Origin of the sequence: Maricaulis sp., assembly GCF_017643475.1 — a bacterium.
Classification (GTDB): domain Bacteria; phylum Pseudomonadota; class Alphaproteobacteria; order Caulobacterales; family Maricaulaceae; genus Maricaulis.
The window spans coordinates 518,391-539,692 of record NZ_JAEPNI010000001.1; the positions used below are offsets into that span (position 1 = coordinate 518,391).

The 21,302-nt window shown below is 61.7% G+C and carries 16 protein-coding genes; 12 read left to right on the forward strand and 4 right to left on the reverse strand.

Features of this window, described 5'->3' with window-relative positions; translation table 11 throughout:
• Positions 1 to 14: 14 nt before the first annotated feature.
• Positions 15 to 788 carry a hypothetical protein gene (locus tag JJ889_RS02525; RefSeq protein WP_291891248.1) on the forward strand — a complete coding sequence of 258 codons (774 nt, stop codon included), beginning with the start codon at positions 15 to 17 and terminating at the stop codon, positions 786 to 788.
• Between the two features lie 256 nt (positions 789 to 1,044).
• On the opposite strand, the gene JJ889_RS02530 is transcribed toward JJ889_RS02525, so the two are convergent.
• A complete protein-coding gene (locus tag JJ889_RS02530; protein ID WP_291891250.1) occupies positions 1,045 to 1,566 on the reverse strand; it encodes a hypothetical protein in 522 nt (173 codons plus the stop codon).
• A 75-nt stretch (positions 1,567 to 1,641) separates the two neighbouring features.
• Complete coding sequence (locus JJ889_RS02535; RefSeq protein WP_291891252.1) at positions 1,642 to 3,324, reverse strand: hypothetical protein; 1,683 nt, start codon at positions 3,322 to 3,324, stop codon at positions 1,642 to 1,644.
• A gap of 159 nt (positions 3,325 to 3,483) precedes the next feature.
• On the opposite strand from JJ889_RS02535, the gene JJ889_RS02540 reads away from it, so the two are divergent.
• The 4 genes from JJ889_RS02540 to JJ889_RS02555 all read left to right on the forward strand — a co-directional run bounded on the left by JJ889_RS02540 (position 3,484) and on the right by JJ889_RS02555 (position 6,583).
• On the forward strand, positions 3,484 to 4,197 hold the full coding sequence (locus JJ889_RS02540; protein ID WP_291891254.1) for a response regulator transcription factor: 714 nt from the start codon (positions 3,484 to 3,486) through the stop codon (positions 4,195 to 4,197).
• 37 nt (positions 4,198 to 4,234) lie between these two features.
• On the forward strand, positions 4,235 to 5,836 hold the full coding sequence (locus JJ889_RS02545) for a stimulus-sensing domain-containing protein (RefSeq protein WP_291891256.1): 1,602 nt from the start codon (positions 4,235 to 4,237) through the stop codon (positions 5,834 to 5,836).
• A gap of 67 nt (positions 5,837 to 5,903) precedes the next feature.
• Complete coding sequence (locus tag JJ889_RS02550; protein ID WP_291891258.1) at positions 5,904 to 6,311, forward strand: PTS sugar transporter subunit IIA; 408 nt, start codon at positions 5,904 to 5,906, stop codon at positions 6,309 to 6,311.
• Positions 6,308 to 6,583, forward strand: coding sequence for an HPr family phosphocarrier protein (locus tag JJ889_RS02555; RefSeq protein WP_291891260.1), 276 nt, complete (start codon positions 6,308 to 6,310; stop codon positions 6,581 to 6,583). The genes JJ889_RS02550 and JJ889_RS02555 overlap by 4 nt, the downstream gene beginning before the upstream one ends.
• A gap of 75 nt (positions 6,584 to 6,658) precedes the next feature.
• Here the strand turns inward: JJ889_RS02555 and JJ889_RS02560 are convergent, their stop codons facing one another.
• Positions 6,659 to 8,572 carry a hypothetical protein gene (locus tag JJ889_RS02560; protein WP_291891262.1) on the reverse strand — a complete coding sequence of 638 codons (1,914 nt, stop codon included), beginning with the start codon at positions 8,570 to 8,572 and terminating at the stop codon, positions 6,659 to 6,661.
• A gap of 195 nt (positions 8,573 to 8,767) precedes the next feature.
• Between JJ889_RS02560 and JJ889_RS02565 the strand changes: the two genes are divergently transcribed.
• Together JJ889_RS02565 and JJ889_RS02570 are read left to right on the forward strand one after the other, a co-directional pair.
• Positions 8,768 to 9,202 carry an energy transducer TonB gene (locus JJ889_RS02565; protein WP_291891264.1) on the forward strand — a complete coding sequence of 145 codons (435 nt, stop codon included), beginning with the start codon at positions 8,768 to 8,770 and terminating at the stop codon, positions 9,200 to 9,202.
• 273 nt (positions 9,203 to 9,475) lie between these two features.
• Entirely contained in the window at positions 9,476 to 11,953 is a 2,478-nt protein-coding gene (locus JJ889_RS02570; RefSeq protein WP_291891267.1) for a PAS domain-containing sensor histidine kinase, read from the forward strand.
• A gap of 72 nt (positions 11,954 to 12,025) precedes the next feature.
• Here JJ889_RS02570 and JJ889_RS02575 read toward each other — a convergent pair whose 3' ends face one another.
• Positions 12,026 to 12,346 carry a 2Fe-2S iron-sulfur cluster-binding protein gene (locus JJ889_RS02575; RefSeq protein ID WP_291891269.1) on the reverse strand — a complete coding sequence of 107 codons (321 nt, stop codon included), beginning with the start codon at positions 12,344 to 12,346 and terminating at the stop codon, positions 12,026 to 12,028.
• A 102-nt stretch (positions 12,347 to 12,448) separates the two neighbouring features.
• Between JJ889_RS02575 and tsaE the strand changes: the two genes are divergently transcribed.
• The 5 genes from tsaE to addA are packed head-to-tail and all read left to right on the forward strand — an operon-like array spanning position 12,449 to position 21,266.
• Positions 12,449 to 12,916, forward strand: coding sequence for a tRNA (adenosine(37)-N6)-threonylcarbamoyltransferase complex ATPase subunit type 1 TsaE (gene tsaE / locus JJ889_RS02580; RefSeq protein WP_291891271.1), 468 nt, complete (start codon positions 12,449 to 12,451; stop codon positions 12,914 to 12,916).
• Positions 12,903 to 14,003: a phosphotransferase gene (locus JJ889_RS02585; protein ID WP_291891273.1), complete on the forward strand. Its 1,101-nt coding sequence runs from the start codon at positions 12,903 to 12,905 to the stop codon at positions 14,001 to 14,003. The genes tsaE and JJ889_RS02585 overlap by 14 nt, the downstream gene beginning before the upstream one ends.
• Complete coding sequence (locus JJ889_RS02590) at positions 14,000 to 14,713, forward strand: nucleotidyltransferase family protein (protein WP_291891275.1); 714 nt, start codon at positions 14,000 to 14,002, stop codon at positions 14,711 to 14,713. The genes JJ889_RS02585 and JJ889_RS02590 overlap by 4 nt, the downstream gene beginning before the upstream one ends.
• Positions 14,710 to 17,754 (forward strand): double-strand break repair protein AddB, encoded by a 3,045-nt coding sequence (gene addB, locus JJ889_RS02595; protein WP_291891277.1) that lies wholly within the window; start codon positions 14,710 to 14,712, stop codon positions 17,752 to 17,754. The genes JJ889_RS02590 and addB overlap by 4 nt, the downstream gene beginning before the upstream one ends.
• A complete protein-coding gene (gene addA, locus JJ889_RS02600) occupies positions 17,754 to 21,266 on the forward strand; it encodes a double-strand break repair helicase AddA (protein WP_291891279.1) in 3,513 nt (1,170 codons plus the stop codon). Before addB ends, addA begins: the two co-directional genes overlap by 1 nt.
• Positions 21,267 to 21,302 lie beyond the last annotated feature (36 nt).

The window sequence follows — 21,302 nt, forward strand, 5'->3', positions numbered from 1 at the left end:
TATGGGAGGAGACTATGTTACGTCCCGTTACGATCCTCTTCGCCGTGGTGTTGCTGTCGATCAGCATGACCGCATGTGCTGACGTGGCCGAAAGTCCGCAACCAGCTGATTCAACTTTGTTGTTCACCCTCGGTGATCACGAGGTGACAACCGCGAATAGCATCCAATGGGTGGGCGCGCTGGATCCGACAGCAAGTAGACGTATCGCTGATGGCCTTGAACGGGATGGTGTTCGATACTTGATTATCTCGTCGTCAGTTGCTGACAACGATACAGCTTTTGGGCTCGGTAATTATTTCCACAGTCGCCAGGATGTTATCCTGGTGATCGACGGGCAGTGCATCAGCGGTTGTTTTTCTGTGCTTGCCGCCGCAGCTTCAGAAGTGTGGGTCACAGACGGTAGTCTATATGCCTACCGGGGCAGTCCGGTTTTTACGACTGAATTGATGGTCCGGCACGGCCTGCAAGATCATGACAGGTTCCTGCATGTAGCTGCCGACGGTGAGGTTTTGAGGTCATTGTACCACCGATTGGGCCTGTCACCTCAGATCCTCGTCGATGCGGGTGAGAAGCTGCTGCCAAACGGCGGATACGTTGAAAACGTGGGTGAAGACAGCCACTTCTTTTACGATCGCCTTTTCTGGGTGCCGTCACCCGAGTATCTCGCCCAGCACTCGATCGATCTTCAGGGTGATGTGATCATGGACCGGGGTGATGCGGCACGGCGTGTTTCGCATCACATTCCCCGCGAAATGATTAGCTCAGATTCTGAGTGGGGTTTCGAGTAGGTAAATCCCGCTCGATCGATGATCCTGGCGAAAATGTTGTCGTAAGGAAGCGCTGTGGCTTGCCCCACTAGGCGTGGTTTGCCCGGGTGATCTCAGCTCGTGTGTCTGCGTCGCGGCCACCACGGAATAACCGCTGCGCTGCGTTGCTCTTTTCCTTTGTTGGGCAAGGTCGTGGGTTCACGGCTCGACCTATAGCACCAAAATAAAAACCCCGCGATCTCTCCCGGGGTTTCATCAAAGACAGGTCAGCGCAGAATTACCGGGCGCCGCTGTATACAAACGCCTCGTCGACCTGGATGTCCTCGGTCTGCTGGCGCCAGAGGATGGAGGCGATTTTCCATTCGCCCTCGATCTTGAACAGGGTGATGAAATTGACCCCGATCAGGAAAACCTCGCCGGTGCGGCCATTGGTGCCTTCATAGGATGAGCGTGCCACGGCGATCTCGCCCCAGATATCGATATCTGTGCGGGTCGCCGTTTCGTCGAAACCGTTCTCGACCAGCCATTCGCCGGAACGTTCGATGTAACCTTCAACGCCGAAAACCGTGCCGCGTCCCTGGCCGTTCGGCCCGGCGCCAACGGCACCCATGGACGCGTTTTCAACGAACAGCGAGCGCATGCGATCAAAATCACGGGCCTCACCGACCGGACCGGAAATGACGTCGTAGAGCGCGTCGATCGTGGTCTCGATGTCGGAACGATCATCGGCAAAGGCCGGAGCAGCCACGAGGCTGGCCAGCGTTGCTGCAGCAACAGCAAGTGTCTTGAGTGTTTTCATGAATCCCCTCCCGAAGATGTGCCTACAGGCTCCACCATCTGGCCGGAGATTGGCAAGTTACGGGTTTGACAGGCTCTAGCTCGCCAGCTGTTGCAGCATCGTCTGGATGTTCACCAGCTTGGGGCGGGCTTCCGGGGTCTGGGCTTCTTTCAGGCCCATTTCCGATTTGATCTGGCGCAGGGCGCGGGCCTGGGCGTCAGTGCGGCACTGGCCGGCGGGCAGGGCGCCTGCGGTGGCGAGTTTCAAAAGGCCCTCGGCCTTGTCCAGCGCGGGGCGCGGGCCGGCTTCCACGGCGTTGAGGATCTTGGTGTCATCGATGATCTTCAAGCCCATCTGGTCGATCATGCCGGAGAGGTCGGCCTTGTCGGCTTCATTGAACTTGCTGCGCAGGATACGGGTCTGGTGCGAGGTCAGAAGCGACATGCGTTCCAGAGGCTTGCCGTCGCCGCGCACAAAATACTGGTCAGTCTGGTTTGACCCTAGCGCGGTGCGGACATATCCGGCGAGTTTCGCCTTGTTGGCATCGCCAACGATGTTTTCTTCCAGCTGCAGGAGCCGGTCCAGCTCTTCACTGGCGTCGTTGGAGAAGCGCAGGAGCTCGTCGATCGTCTCCGGCTGCAAGAGGCGGGCGGAGCGGGCGGTAAAGGCCTTGCTCATCTGGTCCAGCGGCAGGTCCTGGCCCGCACAGGTCACCAGTTTCTGTGCCAGTTCACGCGCCAGGCGGACTTCCTCGCGCACACTTTTGGGGCGCAGGCGTTTGGGCTTTTCCAGTTCCTTGAGCAGGCGTTGACCGATGTATGTGCGACACTCGTCGAGTTCACCCGCAGAGATGCGTTTGGCCATACGGCGCGCGCCGCTGGGGGCCATGTTCATCGCGTCGGCGTGCGGGTCGCCGTCATAAAGACAGATCAGCCGCTCAATCGTCTCGCCCAGATCATTACACTTGCCCAGAAGCGCCTCGCCCCCGGCTTCAAACCCGATGACGTCGGCCAGATACCCGTCCACTTCGGCGCGGGCAAATTCACGGGCCTTTTCGTCCTCCGGCAATTGTTCAGACATGTCGAGCAGAGCGTCGAGCTTGTCCCCATAGCTGCGCTTGCCCATGAGCGCGTCGGCCATGGCGCCGCGCAGCGTATAGGCGCGACTGTCCTTGGCGTGGATATCGGCCGCTACTTCCGCAAAATCCTTGCCCTTGGGATAGGTCGGAATGCGACCGTCGCGCTGGTCCTTGTAGATGCGTTTCAGACCGCGCTGGACCAGGTCATTGAGCTGTTTGACGAACGTCTGGACATCCGCATCGCTGTCCTGGGCGCTGGCCACGGCGATCTTTTGTACGGCGTGCTGAAGTTCGGTGCCGGAGGCCTCCAGCGTTTCCACCAGGTCCGGCCGGTGCAACAATTCCATCGGAACGGCCTTATTGCGCTCGAACCAGCCGGTCAGGGAGCGGCGGATGGTTTCGCGGGCGTGTGGCTTGGCGAGATCATCCGGCGTCAGGCAGGGAAGGGTGGCTTCCCGGTCATTATCGGTCTCGATCTGGTAGCGGTCATGGCCGCCCTCGAAAATCGGTACCGAACGGAACTTGCGTTCGCCGTCGTCGAAATTTTCCTTAGTGACCAGGACTGAGCCGTCCTTGAATTCGCGCAACAGGGCGTGCGCCTTGCGAATGGCATCGTCGCGAACCGGAAGCGCGTCATGCAATGCCCAGCCCGCATTGCGGTTCTTCTTCAGGAAGATTTCGAAGTGAAGCTCTTTGCTCATGGTCCTGCCCCTTGTGCATTAACCATCGCAGATTTGGTTTAAGACGGAGTGAACCTGGGGTTTTGCCGCGTTTGCCGCTTGGCGTGTTGCGCCGGACGCGTCTATGCTTTCAGGCGAAGACCACGACAGCTGCGCACATGCGCGAACTGCGGAGACGGTATGGCTACCATCGCGCTCGTCGATGACGACGAGAATATCATCACCTCGGTGTCCATCTTCCTGGAAGACCAGGGCTATAATGTTCGAACCTATAATGATGGCGCGTCGGCCCTGACCGCCCTGGCCGATGATCCGCCGGATTTGGGTATCTTCGATATCAAGATGCCGCGCATGGACGGTCTGGAATTGCTGCGCCGTTTGCGCCAGTCCTCCAACCTGCCGGTGATCTTCCTGACCTCCAAGGATGACGAGTTCGACGAGGCGCTCGGTCTCAATCTCGGCGCCGATGACTATATCGCCAAACCCTTCTCCCAGCGCCTGTTGGGTGAGCGGGTGAAGGCGGTGTTGCGTCGTGCACGCTCGTCCAACGAGCCTATCACGCCGAACAATGTGCTCGAACCGGGCGACAGCAAGCCGCTGGAACGGGGCAAGCTGCTGCTCGACCCGAACCGACACGCCTGTTCCTGGGAAGGCGAACCTGTTCGCCTGACGGTCACAGAATTCCTGATTCTGCAGGCCCTGGCGACGCGTCCGGGTTATGTCAAAAGCCGTGATAACCTGATGGACGCGGCCTATGACGACCAGGTCTATGTCGATGACCGTACCATCGACAGCCATATCAAGCGCATCCGCAAGAAATTCCGGGAAGTCGACAAGTCGTTCGACTCGATCGAGACGCTCTATGGCGTTGGATACAGATACAAAGAGGACTAGCGCCTCTCCGTCTCAGCTCAAGCAATTGGGTCGAGCCTTGGTCCAATGGATTCAGGGCGCGGGCCCGTCTGCATCCTCGCGTCTGGCGCAACTGATCCTCATCGCCAATCTACTGGCGCTGGGTGTGCTGATCTTCGGCATGCTGGCGCTGACGGAGACCCGTCGTGGTCTGGTCAATGCAAAGCTCGATTCCCTGACTGCTCAGGGCGAGTTGATCGCCAACGTGCTGGCAGAGGGGGCCGCTGTTGGTATTCCCACTCCGGCGCTGAACAATGCCGATGCGCGCGCACTATTGCGCCAGCTCTATGTGCCCGAAGAATCGCGCGTTTTGTTGTTCGATAAATCGGGTGAGACGATTGCCGACAGTCACTTGCTGGCAGATGTGTTTGAAACCCAGATGTTGCCGCCACCGGAGGGCGAGACCCCGGACCTGGCAGCTGCAGCGCGAGACTTGCCGACACGTATTCTCGACGGTTTCTCGTCCATTCTTTCCTCGCCGGAAGAGCGTGCTGCGCTCGACCGGAACCTGCAGGAGGAAGTGCGCCAGGTAATCGCCGGGGAACGAATTGCCGGTGTGCGTCGCGACGCGGAAGGTCGCCGCGTGGTGTCCGTTTCCATCCCCATTCAGCCGGTGCGGGCGGTGATCGGTGTGGTCACAATGGAGTCCTATGACCTCGACAGCCTGATCGAAGCAGAACGTCGCGCGCTGCTGCCCTTCATGCTGATCGCAATTCTGGTGACGGCAATGTCCTCACTGGCGCTCACTGTCTTCATCGCCCGGCCCATCCGCCGTCTGGCGCGAGCTGCTGACGAGGCACGGCGCGCGGGGGGGCGCCGAGTGAGCATGCCGGATCTACGCTCCCGCAGGGACGAGATCGGCGAGCTGGGCGTTTCGCTCTCTGAAATGACCGAGGCGCTGTATGACCGTCTCGATGCGATTGAGCGATTTGCGGCGGATGTCGCTCACGAGCTGAAAAATCCGCTTACCTCGATCCGGTCGGCCGCGGAAATCCTGCCCCGGGCCAAGGATGATGAGCGCCGGGAGCGCCTGCTCGCAGTGATCGCCAATGATGTCAGCAGGCTCGATCGCCTGATTACGGATATTTCCCGGGCCTCCCGCGTGGATGCGGAGCTGGCGCGTGAAGATGTCGAGCCGTTTGATCTGTGTGGCCTGCTGAGCGAACTGGCGGATACCTATAACGAGGCCGATGGCCGTGAGGTCGAGCTGGTCTTCACCAATGAAGTTCGCAATGGCCTGGTCATGGGACGCGAAGTGCCGCTGGGGCAGGTTTTTCGCAATCTGATCGACAATGGGCTGACCTTTTCTCCACAAGGCGGCAGGATCGAGATCTTCGCTCGGCGCGGACATCGTCATGGCAAGGCCAGTCTGGTGATCACGGTCGAGGATGAAGGTCCGGGCATTCCCGAGGAAAACCTCGAGACCATTTTTGAGCGTTTTTATACTGAGCGCCCCAGGGGTGCGGCATTTGGATCCCATTCCGGACTGGGCCTGGCGATCTCCCGGCAGATCGTGAAAGCGCATGGCGGTCAGATTTATGCTGTAAATAGAACAGGTTCCGAGGGACAGGTTTTGGGGGCACGTTTCACCGTCGACCTGCCCGCAGCGCCCGCGACCTGATGTTTCGCATGACAAGATTGCAAAAAGGCGCTTCCCCGGCGGGCCAATGCGCGTTTAGATGATTCACATGATTGGACTTGTCATTGTCAGCCATGGCCGTTTGGCCGATGAACTGGTCGCCGCGACGGAACATGTTGTGGGGCCAATGGATGCGCTCTTGGCCGTTTGCATTGGACCGGACGATGACATGGAGCGCCGTCGCGCTGATATTCGTGATTCAATCGCGGATGCCGACCGCGGAGAGGGTGTTCTGGTTCTCACAGACATGTTCGGTGGAACCCCGTCCAACCTGGCTATTTCATTGCTTGATCCAGGCAAGGTGGAAGTCATCGCCGGGGTGAACCTGCCAATGCTGATCAAGCTGGCCGAGGCGCGTTCCCGCGCCGATCTCGACAGTCTTGCCCGTATGGGTGTTGAAGCCGGCAAACGCTATATCGCCATTGCATCCTCTGTCCTGGAAGGGGCTGGCAAGTGAGTGTGATTGAACGTCGCGTTACCATCTGCAATGCGCGCGGCCTGCACGCGCGCGCAGCCGCCAAATTTGTTGAAACCGCGCAGCGTTTTGACGCCGTTGTTTATGTCACGCGTGAAGGCGAGACAGTGCCGGCGGATTCGATCATGGAATTGCTGATGCTGGCCGCCAGCAAGGGCGCGGAGATCGCCATCGCGTCCGAAGGTGCTCAGGCCGCGGACGTGTCCGAGGCGCTGGTTGAGCTGGTCGAGGCCGGGTTCTACGAGTCCGAATAGCTCCGCGTACATGACGCAAAGCAAAAGGGCTGCGAGTGATCTCGCAGCCCTTTGTTCTTAAAGCGAAGGTCCGGCCTATTCGGCAGGGCGCGGTTCCACCTCGACCTCGGGTGCACCCGGAGCAAAATCGCTCTCCATGGCATTCTCGGTCATCGGGTCATTGCCATCATCCATCACCGGGTCATCAACCGGTGCCGGCATGTCGGGAGCTGGCGCATCCTCCACGGTGGCTGCTTCTGCGGCAGGCGTGGCGTCCGGAGCGTCGATGGCGTCTGCAGCTGCGAGAATGTCCTGCAACTGAGCGTCGACAGCGTCAGTCGCTTCCTCGACCTGCTCGAGCTGGGCATCGACCGCGTCGGTCATGCTCGTTTCCGGGACGTCGTCCTCGGCAGCGGGTTCAGCAGGCGTTTCCGCCGGAGCTGCCTCGACGTCTTCCATGGTGCGTTCGGCCTGAGCCTCCACAGCGGCCGGCATCGGCGGCGGCGGTGGGACAGGCATGGTGCTTTCGTCCTCCAGGTCGATCTCGGCGCTGTCGTCGGAGCCGAGATCGTCTTGTTCGCTGGCGTTCAGAGCAGCGGCTTCAGCGACTGCTTCCATGCTTGGAAGGTCATCCTCGATGGTATCTTCGGTTTCCTGGGTGACAGCCTCGCCTACAACCGGTGCGTCATCTTCTGCAGGCTCAGCAGCCTGGCCAGCATCCTCTGCGGCTGCCTCCAGGGTTTCCGTGTCGGAGACTTCTGGTGCGGCGGTGGATTCCGCGTCCTCGGAGAGCAGGTTTTCTGCTTCCGCCGTGACAGCGTCTGAAGGCGTCTCTGCCACGATTTCAACCGTGGCGGCCGACACGTCTTCAACCGGGGCGTCGGCAACGTCTTCAACCGGGGCGTCGGCAACGTCCTCGCTCGCTTCTACTGCGGGCAGAGCGCTCTCAGTCTCAGCTTCAAGGGCCTCTGCAGCCTCGGATGCAGCCGTCTCGGTGCTTGCCGGGGCGGTCGCCTCTTCGACCATTGTCTCAGCGGGGTCGCTGGCTTCGAGAGCGTCAGTTTCGACGACGGCGGTCTCGGCGGCGGCCGGTGCATCCTGCGTTGCGAGCACGGTTGCAGCGGCGGCAGTTGCGACAGCAGCTGTCGCCGGCATGTCGGCACTGCGCACTTCTTCCTGAGGCGGATTGCGCATGACGTGTTCGGCAAGGCGTTCGACGCGGGCATTCAGGCGTCCGCTATCGCGGATGCGGTTGACCAAACCGCCAGCCAGATAGAGCGCGAGACCACCAGCCAGAATGATCAGGCTGGTTTCAGCTGCACCAAACATGGCACCGGCGATCAGTGAGAAAGCGGCGAAAGCCGGGATGTACAGGAGGCGCCAGGACCGAGATGAGAAAGCGAGAATTGCCAGCAGGGCCGAAACGGCGAATACGCTCAGCGCGGTAAGCTGGTCCATGGCGATGAAGCCTAGACCGGCAATGGCGTCGGCAATACCGGTCGGTAATGCTGTTTCAAGCCGCCAGTCGGCCAGGCCCGGCACGCGTGCCAGGATTTCGTCATAGACCGAAAACGCAGGAATTCCGGCCATCATGCCGGCGTTTACCTCAGTCAGGAACACATGGAGGGTCGGCCAGATGGCGACAGTAGCCGTGAGGACCATGGCCAGGATGGACAGCCACCAGTTAAAGGAGCGGGTGACACCCGAGCGCGCCAGGATCGCCGTGGCGTCCGGAGCGGCCCGCATCCACACACCGCGTGAATGATTGACAATGGCGACAGGGCGGGAGCGCCGGTTTGGTCCGGACTGGACACGGACAATCGTCGCGCTGTCACCCGGCGCAAAGGCGTTGGATTGCTCGATGAGTTTTACGTCGTGTTCCAGCCCATCGGGATCGGTGACCCGGCCAGTGCTGGCATCAGACGAAGAAACTTGACCCGAGACTGTGAAAAAATCGATCCGGCGCGAGCCGTAAGATTGCCCCGCATGGGCGGTCGGCAGCAAAGACATAAGTACGAACACCTCACCTGTCGGAATACCGCCACACAGTGTCACGGCCCGATTGCATCCCCATCCCCCCGTATCATACAAGCTGGGGTATGCATTTTGAAACAGCTTAAGGGCTCTTTAATCAAATTATCAAGTCTGTTGCGGGGTTACGGTTAACGTCCGCAACGTCTTGTCTTGAAGGGCAACCAGATGGCCATGCGTCTCATTTCTCTCATTATGGTTTGTGTCCTGGCGTCTTGCGCCGGTATTCCGCAGCTTCGGCAGGACAGTCAGCAGGGACCGTTTCGGCCGCGCGACATCTATCCGACGACGCCAAATGTCGAGCGCCTGATCGGCCCGGAGGATTGTCGTGGTTCCACCCTGGCAGCAGTGCAGGCCGAATTGCCGAGCTATCCCGGGCGAGCTTATCAGAATGGCCGCCAGGGGTGGGTTGTGGTCCGTTTTGACGTCAATACGGACGGGAGTGTTGCCCGCACGCGCATTGCGCGATCTGTTCCCGACGGTGTCTTTGACCGGGCGTCGCGCCGAGCGGTGTCCAGCTGGGTGTTTCGTCCGCTCGAGGGCGCGCAGACCCTGGAAAACTGCGTGGTCATGTTCGAGTTTCGCGCCGGCGAGGTCCGCATTCGCTGAGCGGCGTTAACCTTTCGATAATACTTTCCACAGGTTCGTGCAGGCTTGGTTGCAAGATTCAACGCTTTGAATCAACACATTGAGCTGACTCTGCTTTTTCCACGCTTTGTTCACGGAAAACTCGGGTTTCTGCCCGGAAACCTGCTTGTCCGTACATAACTTATTTAGTTTTTCAGCGGTGCGAGCATCGCGCCGCTGATAGCCCGTCGTTATCATGGCGATTCGTTGGGGGCTCTCATCACGGGGTGAGCCCGCTAACAAGGGCGACAAAAAATGATCGGACAGATTCTCCAGGCTGCGCCAGTAATGGTCACGTTTGGATCCATGGCCTTTGCACTGGTGGTGGGGGTATGGGCTTTCAGAAAGACTGCAGGCGCGCGAGCGACCCACGCCATCTGGCGAAGGAGAACCGCTGAGCTTGAAGATCGGGTTGCCCGCGCTGACAGCGTGTTTGGCGCGCATCCCGGCTTGGTCGTCGTATGGGACGAGCCTCCGTTTGATGAGGATGATACCGGCTGGGGACAGCCCAAGATATTTGGGTCCTCCGTCGCGCTGGCATCCTTGCTGCGTTTCGCTGAGGCTACAGATGGTCCGGACCCGGCTTCCATCCTGATGGAAGGCCTGGCGGATTACGAGGCTCGTTCTTCGTCCGGTGAAGAGACGACTCTGCGCCGCCGCTTCCAGGATCTGATGCAGCAGGGACGCCCGTTCTCGCTGACGATCATCGGTCCGAGTGGCCGTTTTCTGGAAGTGGATGGACGCGCGGCCGGAACCCAGCTCGTTGTCTGGTTGTCGGATTCTACCATCCGTGGGCTCGAAGAGTCGGGCGCCCGTGGCCGGATCGAGGAAGCGCGCCGCGTGGTCTCCAAGGACCCGGTCGCATTCCTGGACATGCTGGGACGTGCGCCGTTCCCGGCCTGGCGTATCAATGCCTCCGGCCGTATCGAGTGGGCCAACCCGATTTATGTGAAGGCTGTCGATGGTGAAGTGCTGGACAATGTCCTGCAGGACCAGACCTATCTCGACGCTGGCATGAGGGAACAGACGACACGTGCGATCGAGAGCAGTGCTCCCGTCAGCGAGACGCGGATCGTGGTCGTCAATGGTCGCCGCCGCGCCATGGAATTCCTGATCTTCCCGGTATCCGGCGGTGCGGCTGGTATTGCGATCGACCAGACTGCATCGGAGGAGGCCAAGGCAGACCTCAAACGATTCCGCCGGGCCCACGATGAAACCCTCAACCATATGGCCGAGGCCGTCGTGGTGTTTGATCGTTCCAAGCGGATGAGTTTTCACAACACGGCCTTTACCAGGCTGTTCAAGCTGGATGATGCCTGGCTCACCGAACGCCCTGGGCATTCCCAGATGCTGGACCGCATGCGTGAGAAGCGCTTGCTGCCGGAGCAGGCGGACTATGCCGCTTGGAAGGCAGATGAGCTGGCGCGTTATGATGATAGTCCGAATGATGAAAGCCCGGATGAACTGTGGCCGTTACCTGATGGGCGCACCCTGCGGGTCGCCCGTCAGCGTCACCCGCTGGGTGGTGTCATGCTCATCTTTGAGGACAAGACTGACGAACTGGCGCTCAAGGCCCGTTACAACACGCTGATCAATGTCCAGCGTGCTACGCTGGACAAGCTGCACGAGGCTGTGGCCGTGTTCGGTGCGAATGGCCGTCTGCAGTTGAATAATAACGCCTTCGAGGAGCTCTGGGGTTTCCGGACTGGCGAGCTGGAGGGCGAACCGTCTTTTGATGACGTCGCGGAAACCTGCGCCGCCCTGTTCGCCGATGATCGTGTATGGACGGATATCAAGGGCCGTGTAACTGATCCGAGCCCGCAGGCGCGCAAACAGGTCACCGGCGAGATGCGTCGTTCCGACGATCGTGTCCTGACCTATCTCACCAGACCCCTGCCGGACGGTGCGACGCTGATCTGCTGGGACGATGTCACCGACAGCCGCCGCATCGAAGAGGCCCTGCGCGAACGGGCTGAGGCACTTGAGGCTTCCGAGCGCATCAAGACCGAGTTTGTCGAGCATGTGAGTTACCAGTTGCGCACGCCGCTGACGACGATCGGTGGATATGCCGACATGCTGGCGCACGGTTTTGCCGGCGAGCTGACCGACCGTCAAAAAGAGCCGATGTCAGCGATCCAGTCTGCTTCCACACATCTGGCCAAGTTGATCGACGACATTCTCGATGTGGCCGCGATCGATGCCGGCAAGCTGGAACTGGATCTCGGTGATGTCGCCATTGCCGATGTTGTTGGTGAGGCTGCGGAACTCGTTGCGGCCAAGGCGGATCATGAATCCATCAAGCTGGAGGTAAAGGTCGATGACGATTCAGGTCTGCTGCGTGCTGACCGCAATCGTCTGAAACAGGTCTCCATGAACCTGCTCTCCAACGCCCTGCGCCATGTCGAGCCCGGGGGGCATGTTGAAATCGGCGCCCGGCGCGCCGACGAGCAGATCACACTTTGGGTCAAGGATGATGGCGAGGGTATCGCGCCGGAACAACAGGCAAGGGTGTTCGATCGCTTTTCCCGAGGCGAGCGTGGCGGGGCCGGCCTGGGTCTGGCACTGGTCAAGGAAATCGCCCAGCTGCATGGCGGTTGGGTAGAGCTGGTTTCCGAGCCAGGCAAAGGCACGGAAGTTTCGTGTCACCTGCCGCTGGAACCGCGTGGCAGGGGAGTGCCGCCCGAGCTGGCTCTGATGGGATCAACCACGGCCAAGCTCAGCGAGACGGTCTGAGCCCGCTCGACTTCGACAGCACACGATAAAGGGCCCGGTGAGTAATCATCGGGCCCCTTGTTTCGGGTCTACCTAGCCCTGGTGTTCCGGGATACGTACGATCAGGCCGTCCAGCGCGTCGGATACCTTGATCTGGCAAGACAGGCGGGAATTGTCCTGAACACCCTCGGCAAAATCGAGCATGGAATCTTCCATCGCCTCGCGCGCGCCGGTCTTCTCGGTCCAGGCCGCGTCCACATAGACGTGGCAGGTTGCGCAGGCGCAGGCGCCGCCGCAATCAGCATCAATACCCGGGACCATGTTGCGCACAGCGCCTTCCATGACCGTCAGGCCCTTGTCTACGTCGAGCGTATGCTCATTGCCATTGTGTTCGATGTAAGTGATCTTCGCCATATCAAACTCCGCTAGTGCCCCGGAAATGAACAGCGTTCACGCGCAAGTCAAGATGGAGCATCACTGCTTGCCCCTTCTGGCGGGCTCGGATAAGCCGAATGCATGCCGTCCTCACATGCGATCCAGCTGGCAAATCTCCAGGAAACCCGTGCGTTGGGCAAACGCCTCGCGGCGGTTCTGCGTGCGGGGGACTGTGTGTTCCTGACGGGTGATCTCGGTGCGGGCAAGACCTCCCTGGCGCGCGGTGTGATCGAGGCCCTGACGGGTGAGGCCGATGCGCCCAGTCCCACCTATACCATCGCCCAGACCTACAGCACGCACGAGGGCGGCGAGTTGATCCACGCAGATCTCTACCGGATTGAAAACGAGGGCGAGATCGAGGAAGTCGGGCTGGAGGAGGCGTTCGATTTTGCCATCACGCTGATCGAATGGCCGGACCGGCTGGGGGCTGCAACGCCCCCGGACCGGCTTGAACTGGACATACGCCACGAAGAGGGCGATGACCCTGGAAAACGACAAGTCCGCATGACGGGGCGGGGAAAATGGGAGAGCAGAGTTGACGACCTCTGATCGCGCCGAGGCGCGCAAGGCTTTTGTGGCCGCGGCCGGGTGGGATGGCGCCGCTATCGAGCCGCTGGCGGGTGACGCCTCAACACGCAGCTATTTCCGCGTCCGTGAGGGTGAGCGCAAGGCCATGCTGATGGATGCGCCACTGGGCGCTGAAGCGCCGGCCTGCCCGCCGGGAGCCCGTCCGGAAGAGCGTGCGGAGCTCGGTTATAATGCAGTTGCGCGCCTCGCCGGTCCAAATCTGGTGGCTTTCGCCGGGCTAGCGCGGGCGCTCGGGGAGCGCGGATTCTCGACACCGGAAATCTACGCCAGCGATATCGATGAAGGCTTCCTGCTGATGGAGGATCTGGGCGATGATCTTTTTGCCCGCATCATCCCGTCGGACTGGCATGAGGGCACGCTCTATTCCCACGCTGTAGATCTGCTGGCCGCGCTGTATCGCTCGAGCCTGCCGGGCGAGGTCGGGGTCGATGGCAAGACGTGGCCGCTGCAGGATTATGATGCGGTCGCCATGCGGGCTGAGACAGATCTCTTCCTGGACTGGTTTATGGACCAATACTCCGGTGTCTCGCTCAGCCAGCAGGCGCGCGATGACTGGAACGCAATCTGGGACAAGGCCTTTGCCCGCCTGGAGAACTGCCCCAAGGGCATTGTCCTGCGTGATTTTCACGCGGAAAACCTCATCTATCTGCCCGAACGCGAGGACGAGGCCTGTATCGGCCTGCTCGATTTCCAGGATGCGGTGATGGGGCATCCGGCCTATGACCTCGTGTCCCTGCTGGAAGACGCGCGCCGGAATGTCGACCGCAAACTTTCCGTTCCGCTCAAGGCGCGGTTCGTGGCCAAGGCCGGGATCGCGGATGTCGCCGGTTTCGACGCCAGCTATGCCGTGCTGGGTGCGCAGCGCAATGCCAAGATCCTTGGCATTTTTGTTCGCTTGGCCAAGCGCGATGGAAAGGAGAAGTATCTCGACATGTTGCCGCACGTCGCGCGCCTGTTTGTTGGCGATCTCCAGCATCCTGCCCTGATGGATCTGTTGATGTGGACCAAGACCCACGCGGATGCGGTCTTCCGGGAAGCGCACAAATGATTGATATCCGGACCGGCATGGCCCTGGCGGCGGGCCTGGGCACGCGGATGCGCCCGTTGACCAATGACCGACCGAAGGCATTGGTCGAAGTCGATGGCCGCACCCTGCTCGATTATGCCCTGGACCGGATGGCCCGGTCCGGCGTCGAACGCGCGGTGGTGAATATCCACCATTTTGCCGATCGCATGGAAGAACACCTGGCGACCCGAAAGGGCGGCCCGGAAATCATCGTTTCGGATGAGCGCGGAGAGGTGCTTGAAACCGGCGGCGGTGTTGTCAAAGCCCTGCCCTTGCTGGGGGGCGAGCCGGTGTTCATCACCAATATCGACGCGCTATGGTTTGATGCAGGCGCGGCAGAGCTGGACCGCATGCGGGCGGCCTGGAACCCGGACGAGATGGATGTCCTGCTGTTGCTGGCGCCCCTGGACCAGACGCTGGGATTTGACGGTCCCGGCGATTTCTTCCTGGGCGGGGACGGCCGTGTCAGCTGGCGCGGCGATGCTGATCACGCGCCCTATGCCTATGCCGGTACCCAGATCCACAACCCTGCCATCATGGCGGGGCGGCCCGAGGCGCGTTTCTCCATGGTCGAGGTCTGGAAGGAACTTGTTCCGGCTGGCCGTGTCCACGGTATCGTCATGGACAGTTTCTGGATGCATGTCGGCGACCCCGGCGCACGTGATGAAGCGGAGGCTCGAATCCGCGCTTGACGGCTCGCCTGTTCGATACGCCGAACCCGCGGGTCTTCAATATCCCGCCCAGCACGGACTTCCTGTCCGCCGTTGTTGAGACGCTTCGCGCCGAGCTCGAAAGTGAACGCGATCCCGATGCGTTGACCAAATGCCTGATCCTGGTGCCCACACGCCGTGCTGCCAAGGCACTGGGGGATGCGTTTGCGCTCAGTGCAGGGTCCGGTGTGGCGCTGCTGCCGATGATCCGACCGCTGGGCGATATCGACGTCGATGATCCGCCGTTTGAACCGGGTGAGCTGGCCGGAATTGCGCCACCGGCAGTCTCGCGAACCCGGCGCCTGTTTGAACTCTCCCGTCTGATCTTGGCCAAGGAAACGGCCCTGGGGCGCCCTATTGGCACACCGGGAGCGCTGGCTCTTGCGCGCACGCTGGCTGAATTGCTGGACGACCTCGCGGATGAATCCGTGACCTCGCTGGAGCCTCTGCGATCAGCGATCAGCGACCACCTTCCCGAGGACCGGCGCGAGGCGATCGAATTTCTGTCCATTGTTGAACAGATCTGGCCGGGCCGGCTGGCCGAGCTGGGGCTGTCAGACCCGTCGGCACGGCGATCGCTGGTGCTCAATGCGCTGTCCGATCGATGGCTCAAACATCCGCCGCAGACGCCGGTCATGGTGTTGGGCTCCACCGGATCCATCCCGGCAGTGCGGCGTCTGATGGGGGTGGTCTCGCGCCTGCCACAGGGCGCTGTGGTCTTGCCGGGGCTGGACTGGGACGCGGATGATCATGCCTGGGACAGCCTGGATGACGGACACCCGCAATGGGCCATGCGTGATTATCTCAGGGAGAACGAGACTGCGCGCAGCGAAGTCCAGCCCTGGCCCGGACACGCCGAGGCGGCCTCTGCCCGCGCTCGCCGCCGCCTGGTGGCCGAGGCCCTGCGACCGGCAGAAGTCACCGATGAATGGCTGGCAAGGGTCGACCACCTGCGCCAGGCCAATGGCGCGGCGTTTTTCGACGACGCACTGGACGGTCTGTCGCTTGTGGAATGTCCGGACCCGTTGAGTGAAGCCAAGCTCTGCGCCCTGCTTTTCCGCGAAGTGCTGGAGCACGAAGGCAAGACCGCGATCCTGGTCACGCCGGACCGCTCACTCGCGCGTCGTGTTAGCGTGGAAATGCAGCGTTTTGGCGTGAGGGTGGATGATTCAGGCGGTACTGCCCTGCCTGAAACGCTGGCCGGTGCCTTCCTTGACCGCCTGCTGGACGTTGTTGATGACCCCGGCAGTGTCGTCGCCCAGACAGCGCTGTGGAGCTCTCCGCTTTATGCCATGGGCCAGGCTCGTGGCGAGGTGCACTCAGCCCTGCAAAAATTCGAGGCGGACGGGTTGCGTGGTGTGCGGCCGGGTCCCCGTCTCGCCGATATTATCGCCCGGCTGGATCATGAGCGCTCTGAGCTGTTCGAGGCGGACCGTGAGCTTGTCCGTGGTGTCCTGAACGCCCAGATCGAGGCGCAATCGGACATGCTGGCTGATGAGGCGCGCAGCGTGGCCGACTGGGCGCGTCACCATGCCATGCTTGCCGAGGCTGTCGCGCGTGATGGCGAACAGGACGGGGCGCTGAGGCTCTGGCGGTCCGAGGGCGGCGAGATCGCTGCGCGTGTCCTGTCCGAGCTGATGACCGAGAGCGAGGTTCTGCCGGAGTTGAGCTTGCCGGAATACACCGGCGTTTTCCGCGAACTGTGTTCAGCCCAGCGCATACCACCCGCAACGGGCGTGCATCCGCGCCTGCAGATCCTGGGGCCGATGGAGGCGCGCCTGGCCTCGGCAGATCGTGTGATCCTGGCCGGGCTCAACGAGGGTATCTGGCCGACCGGGGCAGGGGCTGATCCGTGGATGTCACGGGGCATGCGCCAGGAAGTCGGTATGGGTGCAGCAGAGAAACGTTATGGCCTAGCCGCCCACGACTTTGCGCAAATGGCCGCGGCGGGCGAGGTCTTCATGACCCGGGCCACGCGGGCGGATGGTGCGCCAACCGTAGCCTCGCGCTGGATCTGGCGATTGAAGACGCTGGTTCAGGGCGCGCTTGGCGAGGCAGGAGAGAAGCGTCTGGCAGGTGCCGCTCACTATGTCGGCTATGCGAGCGCTCTGGATCGCTGTGATGCGCCTCCCCGGCCAGCGGTATCGCCTGCACCCACCCCGCCGGTTGCCGCTCGCCCTAGGGGGCTTTCGATCACCGAGATCCGGACGTGGGTGCGCGACCCCTATGCGATCTATGCGCGGCATGTGCTGGGGCTGCGTCCACTCGACCCGCCCGACATGGCGCCGGGACCCCGCGAACGCGGAACGGCCCTGCACGCGGTGCTGGAAACGGCGATGGAGATGTGGCGCAAGGCACTGCCCGGGGACGCAATTTCGCAATTGCTGGATCTCGCCGCGCAGGAATTGCGAAAGACAGGGATTTGCGAACAGGCGCTGGATATCGAGCTGAGGCGTTTTGCCCGGGCGGCCGAGTGGATTGTGCAATGGGAAACGCAGCGCCGGGCAGACGGTCATGCCATTGCCGCGATCGAGACACGTGGCCGGATCACGCTGGATGCTCCCGCGGGGGAATGGACCTTGCGCGGGCGTGCGGACCGGATCGACAGGCGTGCCGATGGCGGACTGGACGTCATTGACTACAAGTCCGGCAATCCACCCACGGCCAAGATGATCAATGCAGGGTTTGACCCGCAATTGCCGTTGACGGCCGCCATTATCGAGCAGGCCGGCGGGTTTGAAGGCCTTGGCCAGGAAGCCGTCAATGCGCTGAGCTATGTGAAAATCTCCGGCGGCAGCGAGGCCGGTCGGGCGACACGGATCGATGGCAAGACGCCGGCTAGTGATATGGCGAGCAAGGCGCTGGACGATTTGTGTGACTGGATCGCGCGTTTTGATGACGAGGCCGAGGCGTATCTTTCCCAGCCCCGTCGTCAGTATCGCAATGATTACGGGGATTACGACCATCTCGCCCGTCGCGGCGAGTGGGCGATCGCGCCCGGCGAGGACGGAGGCGAGAACTGATGGCCCGGTTCAATCGCGAAATCGCGGCCTCGGCCAGCCAGGCCCAGCAACGCGCCGCAGATCCTGCTGTGACCGTTTTTGTGGAAGCCAATGCGGGATCCGGCAAGACGCGTGTCCTGGTTGACCGGGTGGTCAATATCCTGCTGACCGGCACCGCTCCGGATCGCATCCTGTGTGTGACCTATACCAAGGCTGCAGCTTCGGAGATGAAGGACCGGCTGTTCGGACGTCTGGGCAAGTGGTCGGTACTGGATGACGAGGCCCTGCGGGCCGATCTGACCGAACTCGGCCAGCAAGAGCTCGACGCACGCAGTCTCGCTGCAGCCCGCCGATTGTTTGCACGCGCCCTGGAAACGCCCGGCGGGCTGAAGATCCAGACGATCCACGCGTTCTGTGAAAACCTGCTGCGCCGTTTCCCGCTGGAAGCCGGAGCCTTGCCGGGGTTTGAAACGCTGGATGATGGTGAGGCGCGCGAACTCAGCGCGCGGGCCCAGGCGGGTGCAGCCAGTGCACTTGTTACCGCTGATATCGACATCATACTGGCCACGGGTGGTGCGGATGCCTTTGCGGAACTGGCCGATTGGGCACGCAGTAATCGCGCTCGTGTCCGTCAGGTCGCTCAGGGCGGCGCTGAAGTCGTGATCGAACGTACGCGTCTGGCCCTGGACGTGAAGCCGGACGAGACGCTGGCCAGTTGCGCGCAAGAGGCCTGGGAGGCGACGCCGGTCGAGCTCGTACGTGAGGCCGCCATTGCGCTGGAGACGAGTTCCGCCAAGGACCAGAAACAGGCTGCAAAGCTTCGCGCCGCTTTGTCAGCTCCGTATGCCCGGGCTGCGATAGAGGCTTATCTTGGCTATTTCCTGACCCAGAAGGGGGACCTGGCCAAGGATCTGACAACGGCCGCCCTTGCCAAGACCCATACCTGGCTCGACAGGCTCTACGGTGGCGAGAAGCGCGGTTATGGAACCGAGGTCGATCGCATGCTGGCCGTCCGGGATCGGATGCGTGCGATCAGCCTGGCTGAGGCCTCCGCCGCGGCAGCACGCTACACCACGGGCTATCTGGATGCGCTGGACGCAGAGATGCGCCGGCGCCGGGCGCTGGACTTTGATGATCTGATCCGGCTGGCAGGGGATTTGCTGAAGCCGGAGAACGCGTTTTCCGGATGGGTGGGTTACAAGCTGGATGGAATGCTGACCCACGCCCTAGTGGATGAGGCCCAGGACACCTCACCCCAGCAATGGGACATGCTGCGCGGTCTGACAGCAGAGTTTTTTGCGGGCGAGGGCGCGCGCGAGGATGAGCGGACGCTGTTTGTGGTCGGCGACGAGAAACAGTCGATCTATTCCTTCCAGGGCGCGGACCCGGCGATTTTCGTCAATGAAGGTGACCGCATCGAGGAGCTGACCCGTGCAACGGATCAGGCTTTCCGACGTCCGGGCCTGAATGTCTCCTTCCGATCGGCCCCGGAGATCCTGCGCGCCGTCGATATCGCCTTCGAGGTTCCGGCGGCGGCTCCGGAGACCAAATTCGTCGCAAGGCCTTTTTCACGTTATCAAAGCCATCTCGCCGCGCGTGAGGGAACACCCGGCTGTGTCGAGATCTGGCCGGCCATTCCCAAGCCGGAGATCGTGGAAGAGACCTCGATCTTTGATCCCGTGGACAGTTCCGCCAAAGGCACCTCGCGGGATTTGCTGGCAGCGCGTATCGCCGACGAGATCCATGCCCTGCTGAAGCGCGGTGATGGGGTCTGGCAGGAAGACAAGGGCGGTTTCAGACTGCGCGCTGCGCGGCCGGGCGATATCGGCATTCTGGTCGCCAAGCGGACCGGCGGGTTTGTCGAGGAGCTGATCCGGCGGCTCAAATTGCTGGGCGTGCCCGTGGCGGGTGCGGATCGCATGCTTCTGCGCGAGCAGACCGCGATCAAGGACCTGTTGGCGCTGGGGCGTTTCGCGATCAATCCGGCGGATGACCTCGCCCTCGCCGAAGTCCTCAAATCGCCCTTCTTTGAAGCTGCGAAGGACCCGGCATCCCGTCTGGGCGATGAAGATCTGTTTGTGCTGTCCCGTGATCATCGCAGCGAGCGCCGGGGCTGGCTGTGGCGCGCCCTCATGCGCTCCGAGGCGCCGCGTCTCGCGGAAGCGCGTGCAGCGCTGCTGGACTGGCGCAATCGTTCGGACAGCGTCGGGCTGTATGAGCTTTACGCCAGCTTCCTCAATGCGCGCAGTGCAACGGGTGAAACGCGCTGGGTCCGGATGTTTGCTCGATTGAGCGAGGAAGCGCGTGATGCGGTCGAGGAATTCCTCAATCGCGCGCTCGAATTCGATCAGGGTGAGGGCGGGTCCCTGGCCAAGTTCATTGCCCGGATTGCCGCTGACGAAACGGCGATCAAGCGCGAACAGGACAGTGGTCATGACCAGGTCCAGATCATGACCGTGCACGCGTCCAAGGGACTGGAGCGCCCGATCATTATCCTGCCCGACACCACGCGCTCGCCGCTGAGCGCCCGTGGCAGCCGCGTCTTTGCGGGTAGCGGCGGGGAATTGTTCTGGTCTCGAAAGAAGGATCAGGACCCGGATCTGGTGAAAGGCCTGCGCGAGGGGCAGGATGCTTTGCGCCTCGCAGAACACAAGCGCTTGCTCTACGTCGCGCTGACCCGGGCACGGGACCGCCTGATTGTCTGTGGCTGGAAACAGGGGCATGGCAGTGCGGGTCAGATTGCCAGTGACAGCTGGTATGAATTGCTGGACCAGCGCTGGCAGGGCGAAGACTGGGTTGAGTTCGAGCAGCACCCGGATGATGCCTCGCCCGCCCGCCGTTATGGACCCGCGCCCCAGGTGGCCGAGCGCGAGCAGCGCACCGAGCACGCATCGGAAGACCTGCCAGCCTGGTGCTTCACGGATGCACCCAGCGAGAGCGCGGCGTTTTCCAGCGCGACCCCGTCTTCCTTGCTGGCCGAGGGCGAGGATGATCCGGAGATCTATTCCCCTCTGGGTGAGGACCGGTCCTGGCGTTTCCGCCGCGGTGAGGTCATTCACAAACTGCTCGAAACCCTGCCCGATCTTCCGCGTGAGGCTCATCGCACGGCCGCCGAGCGGTATGCAGAGGCGCAAACGGATCTGGACGAGGATACGCGCCGTGTTCTCGTGGAAGAGACTCTCGGCATTCTTGATCATGCAGAGTTCGGTGCCCTGTTCGGGCCGGGTTCGCGTGCTGAGGTCTCGCTGACGGGCGTCGTGGGCGGCCAGATCGTCCGGGGGCAGATCGACCGTTTGCTGGTCACGGATCACGATGTTCTGATCATTGATTACAAGACCAATCGTCCGCCGCCAAAAGCTGTGGATGATGTGGCCCGTGTGTATCTGGGTCAGATGGCGTCATACCGTAACCTGCTAAGGGAAATTTACGCTGGGAAAAGAGTGCGTTGCGCCTTGTTGTGGACAGATTCTGCTGACCTGATGGAACTGCCTGACGCCTTGCTGGACACGGTCCTGCCGGGTCAGACGGCTTGACGAGCGGCGCTGGGGTCCTTACCTCACGCGCCATCG

Bases quoted from the DNA above. Each gene is read 5' to 3' on its own strand.
- JJ889_RS02540 (WP_291891254.1), top strand. From the start codon at position 3,484: ATGGCTACCATCGCGCTCGTCGATGACGACGAGAATATCATCACCTCG.
- JJ889_RS02530 (WP_291891250.1), bottom strand. From the start codon at position 1,566: ATGAAAACACTCAAGACACTTGCTGTTGCTGCAGCAACGCTGGCCAGC.
- JJ889_RS02535 (WP_291891252.1), bottom strand. From the start codon at position 3,324: ATGAGCAAAGAGCTTCACTTCGAAATCTTCCTGAAGAAGAACCGCAAT.
- JJ889_RS02525 (WP_291891248.1), top strand. From the start codon at position 15: ATGTTACGTCCCGTTACGATCCTCTTCGCCGTGGTGTTGCTGTCGATC.
- JJ889_RS02570 (WP_291891267.1), top strand. From the start codon at position 9,476: ATGATCGGACAGATTCTCCAGGCTGCGCCAGTAATGGTCACGTTTGGA.
- JJ889_RS02590 (WP_291891275.1), top strand. From the start codon at position 14,000: ATGATTGATATCCGGACCGGCATGGCCCTGGCGGCGGGCCTGGGCACG.
- JJ889_RS02575 (WP_291891269.1), bottom strand. From the start codon at position 12,346: ATGGCGAAGATCACTTACATCGAACACAATGGCAATGAGCATACGCTC.
- JJ889_RS02550 (WP_291891258.1), top strand. From the start codon at position 5,904: ATGATTGGACTTGTCATTGTCAGCCATGGCCGTTTGGCCGATGAACTG.
- tsaE (WP_291891271.1), top strand. From the start codon at position 12,449: ATGCCGTCCTCACATGCGATCCAGCTGGCAAATCTCCAGGAAACCCGT.
- JJ889_RS02565 (WP_291891264.1), top strand. From the start codon at position 8,768: ATGCGTCTCATTTCTCTCATTATGGTTTGTGTCCTGGCGTCTTGCGCC.
- JJ889_RS02560 (WP_291891262.1), bottom strand. From the start codon at position 8,572: ATGTCTTTGCTGCCGACCGCCCATGCGGGGCAATCTTACGGCTCGCGC.
- addA (WP_291891279.1), top strand. From the start codon at position 17,754: ATGGCCCGGTTCAATCGCGAAATCGCGGCCTCGGCCAGCCAGGCCCAG.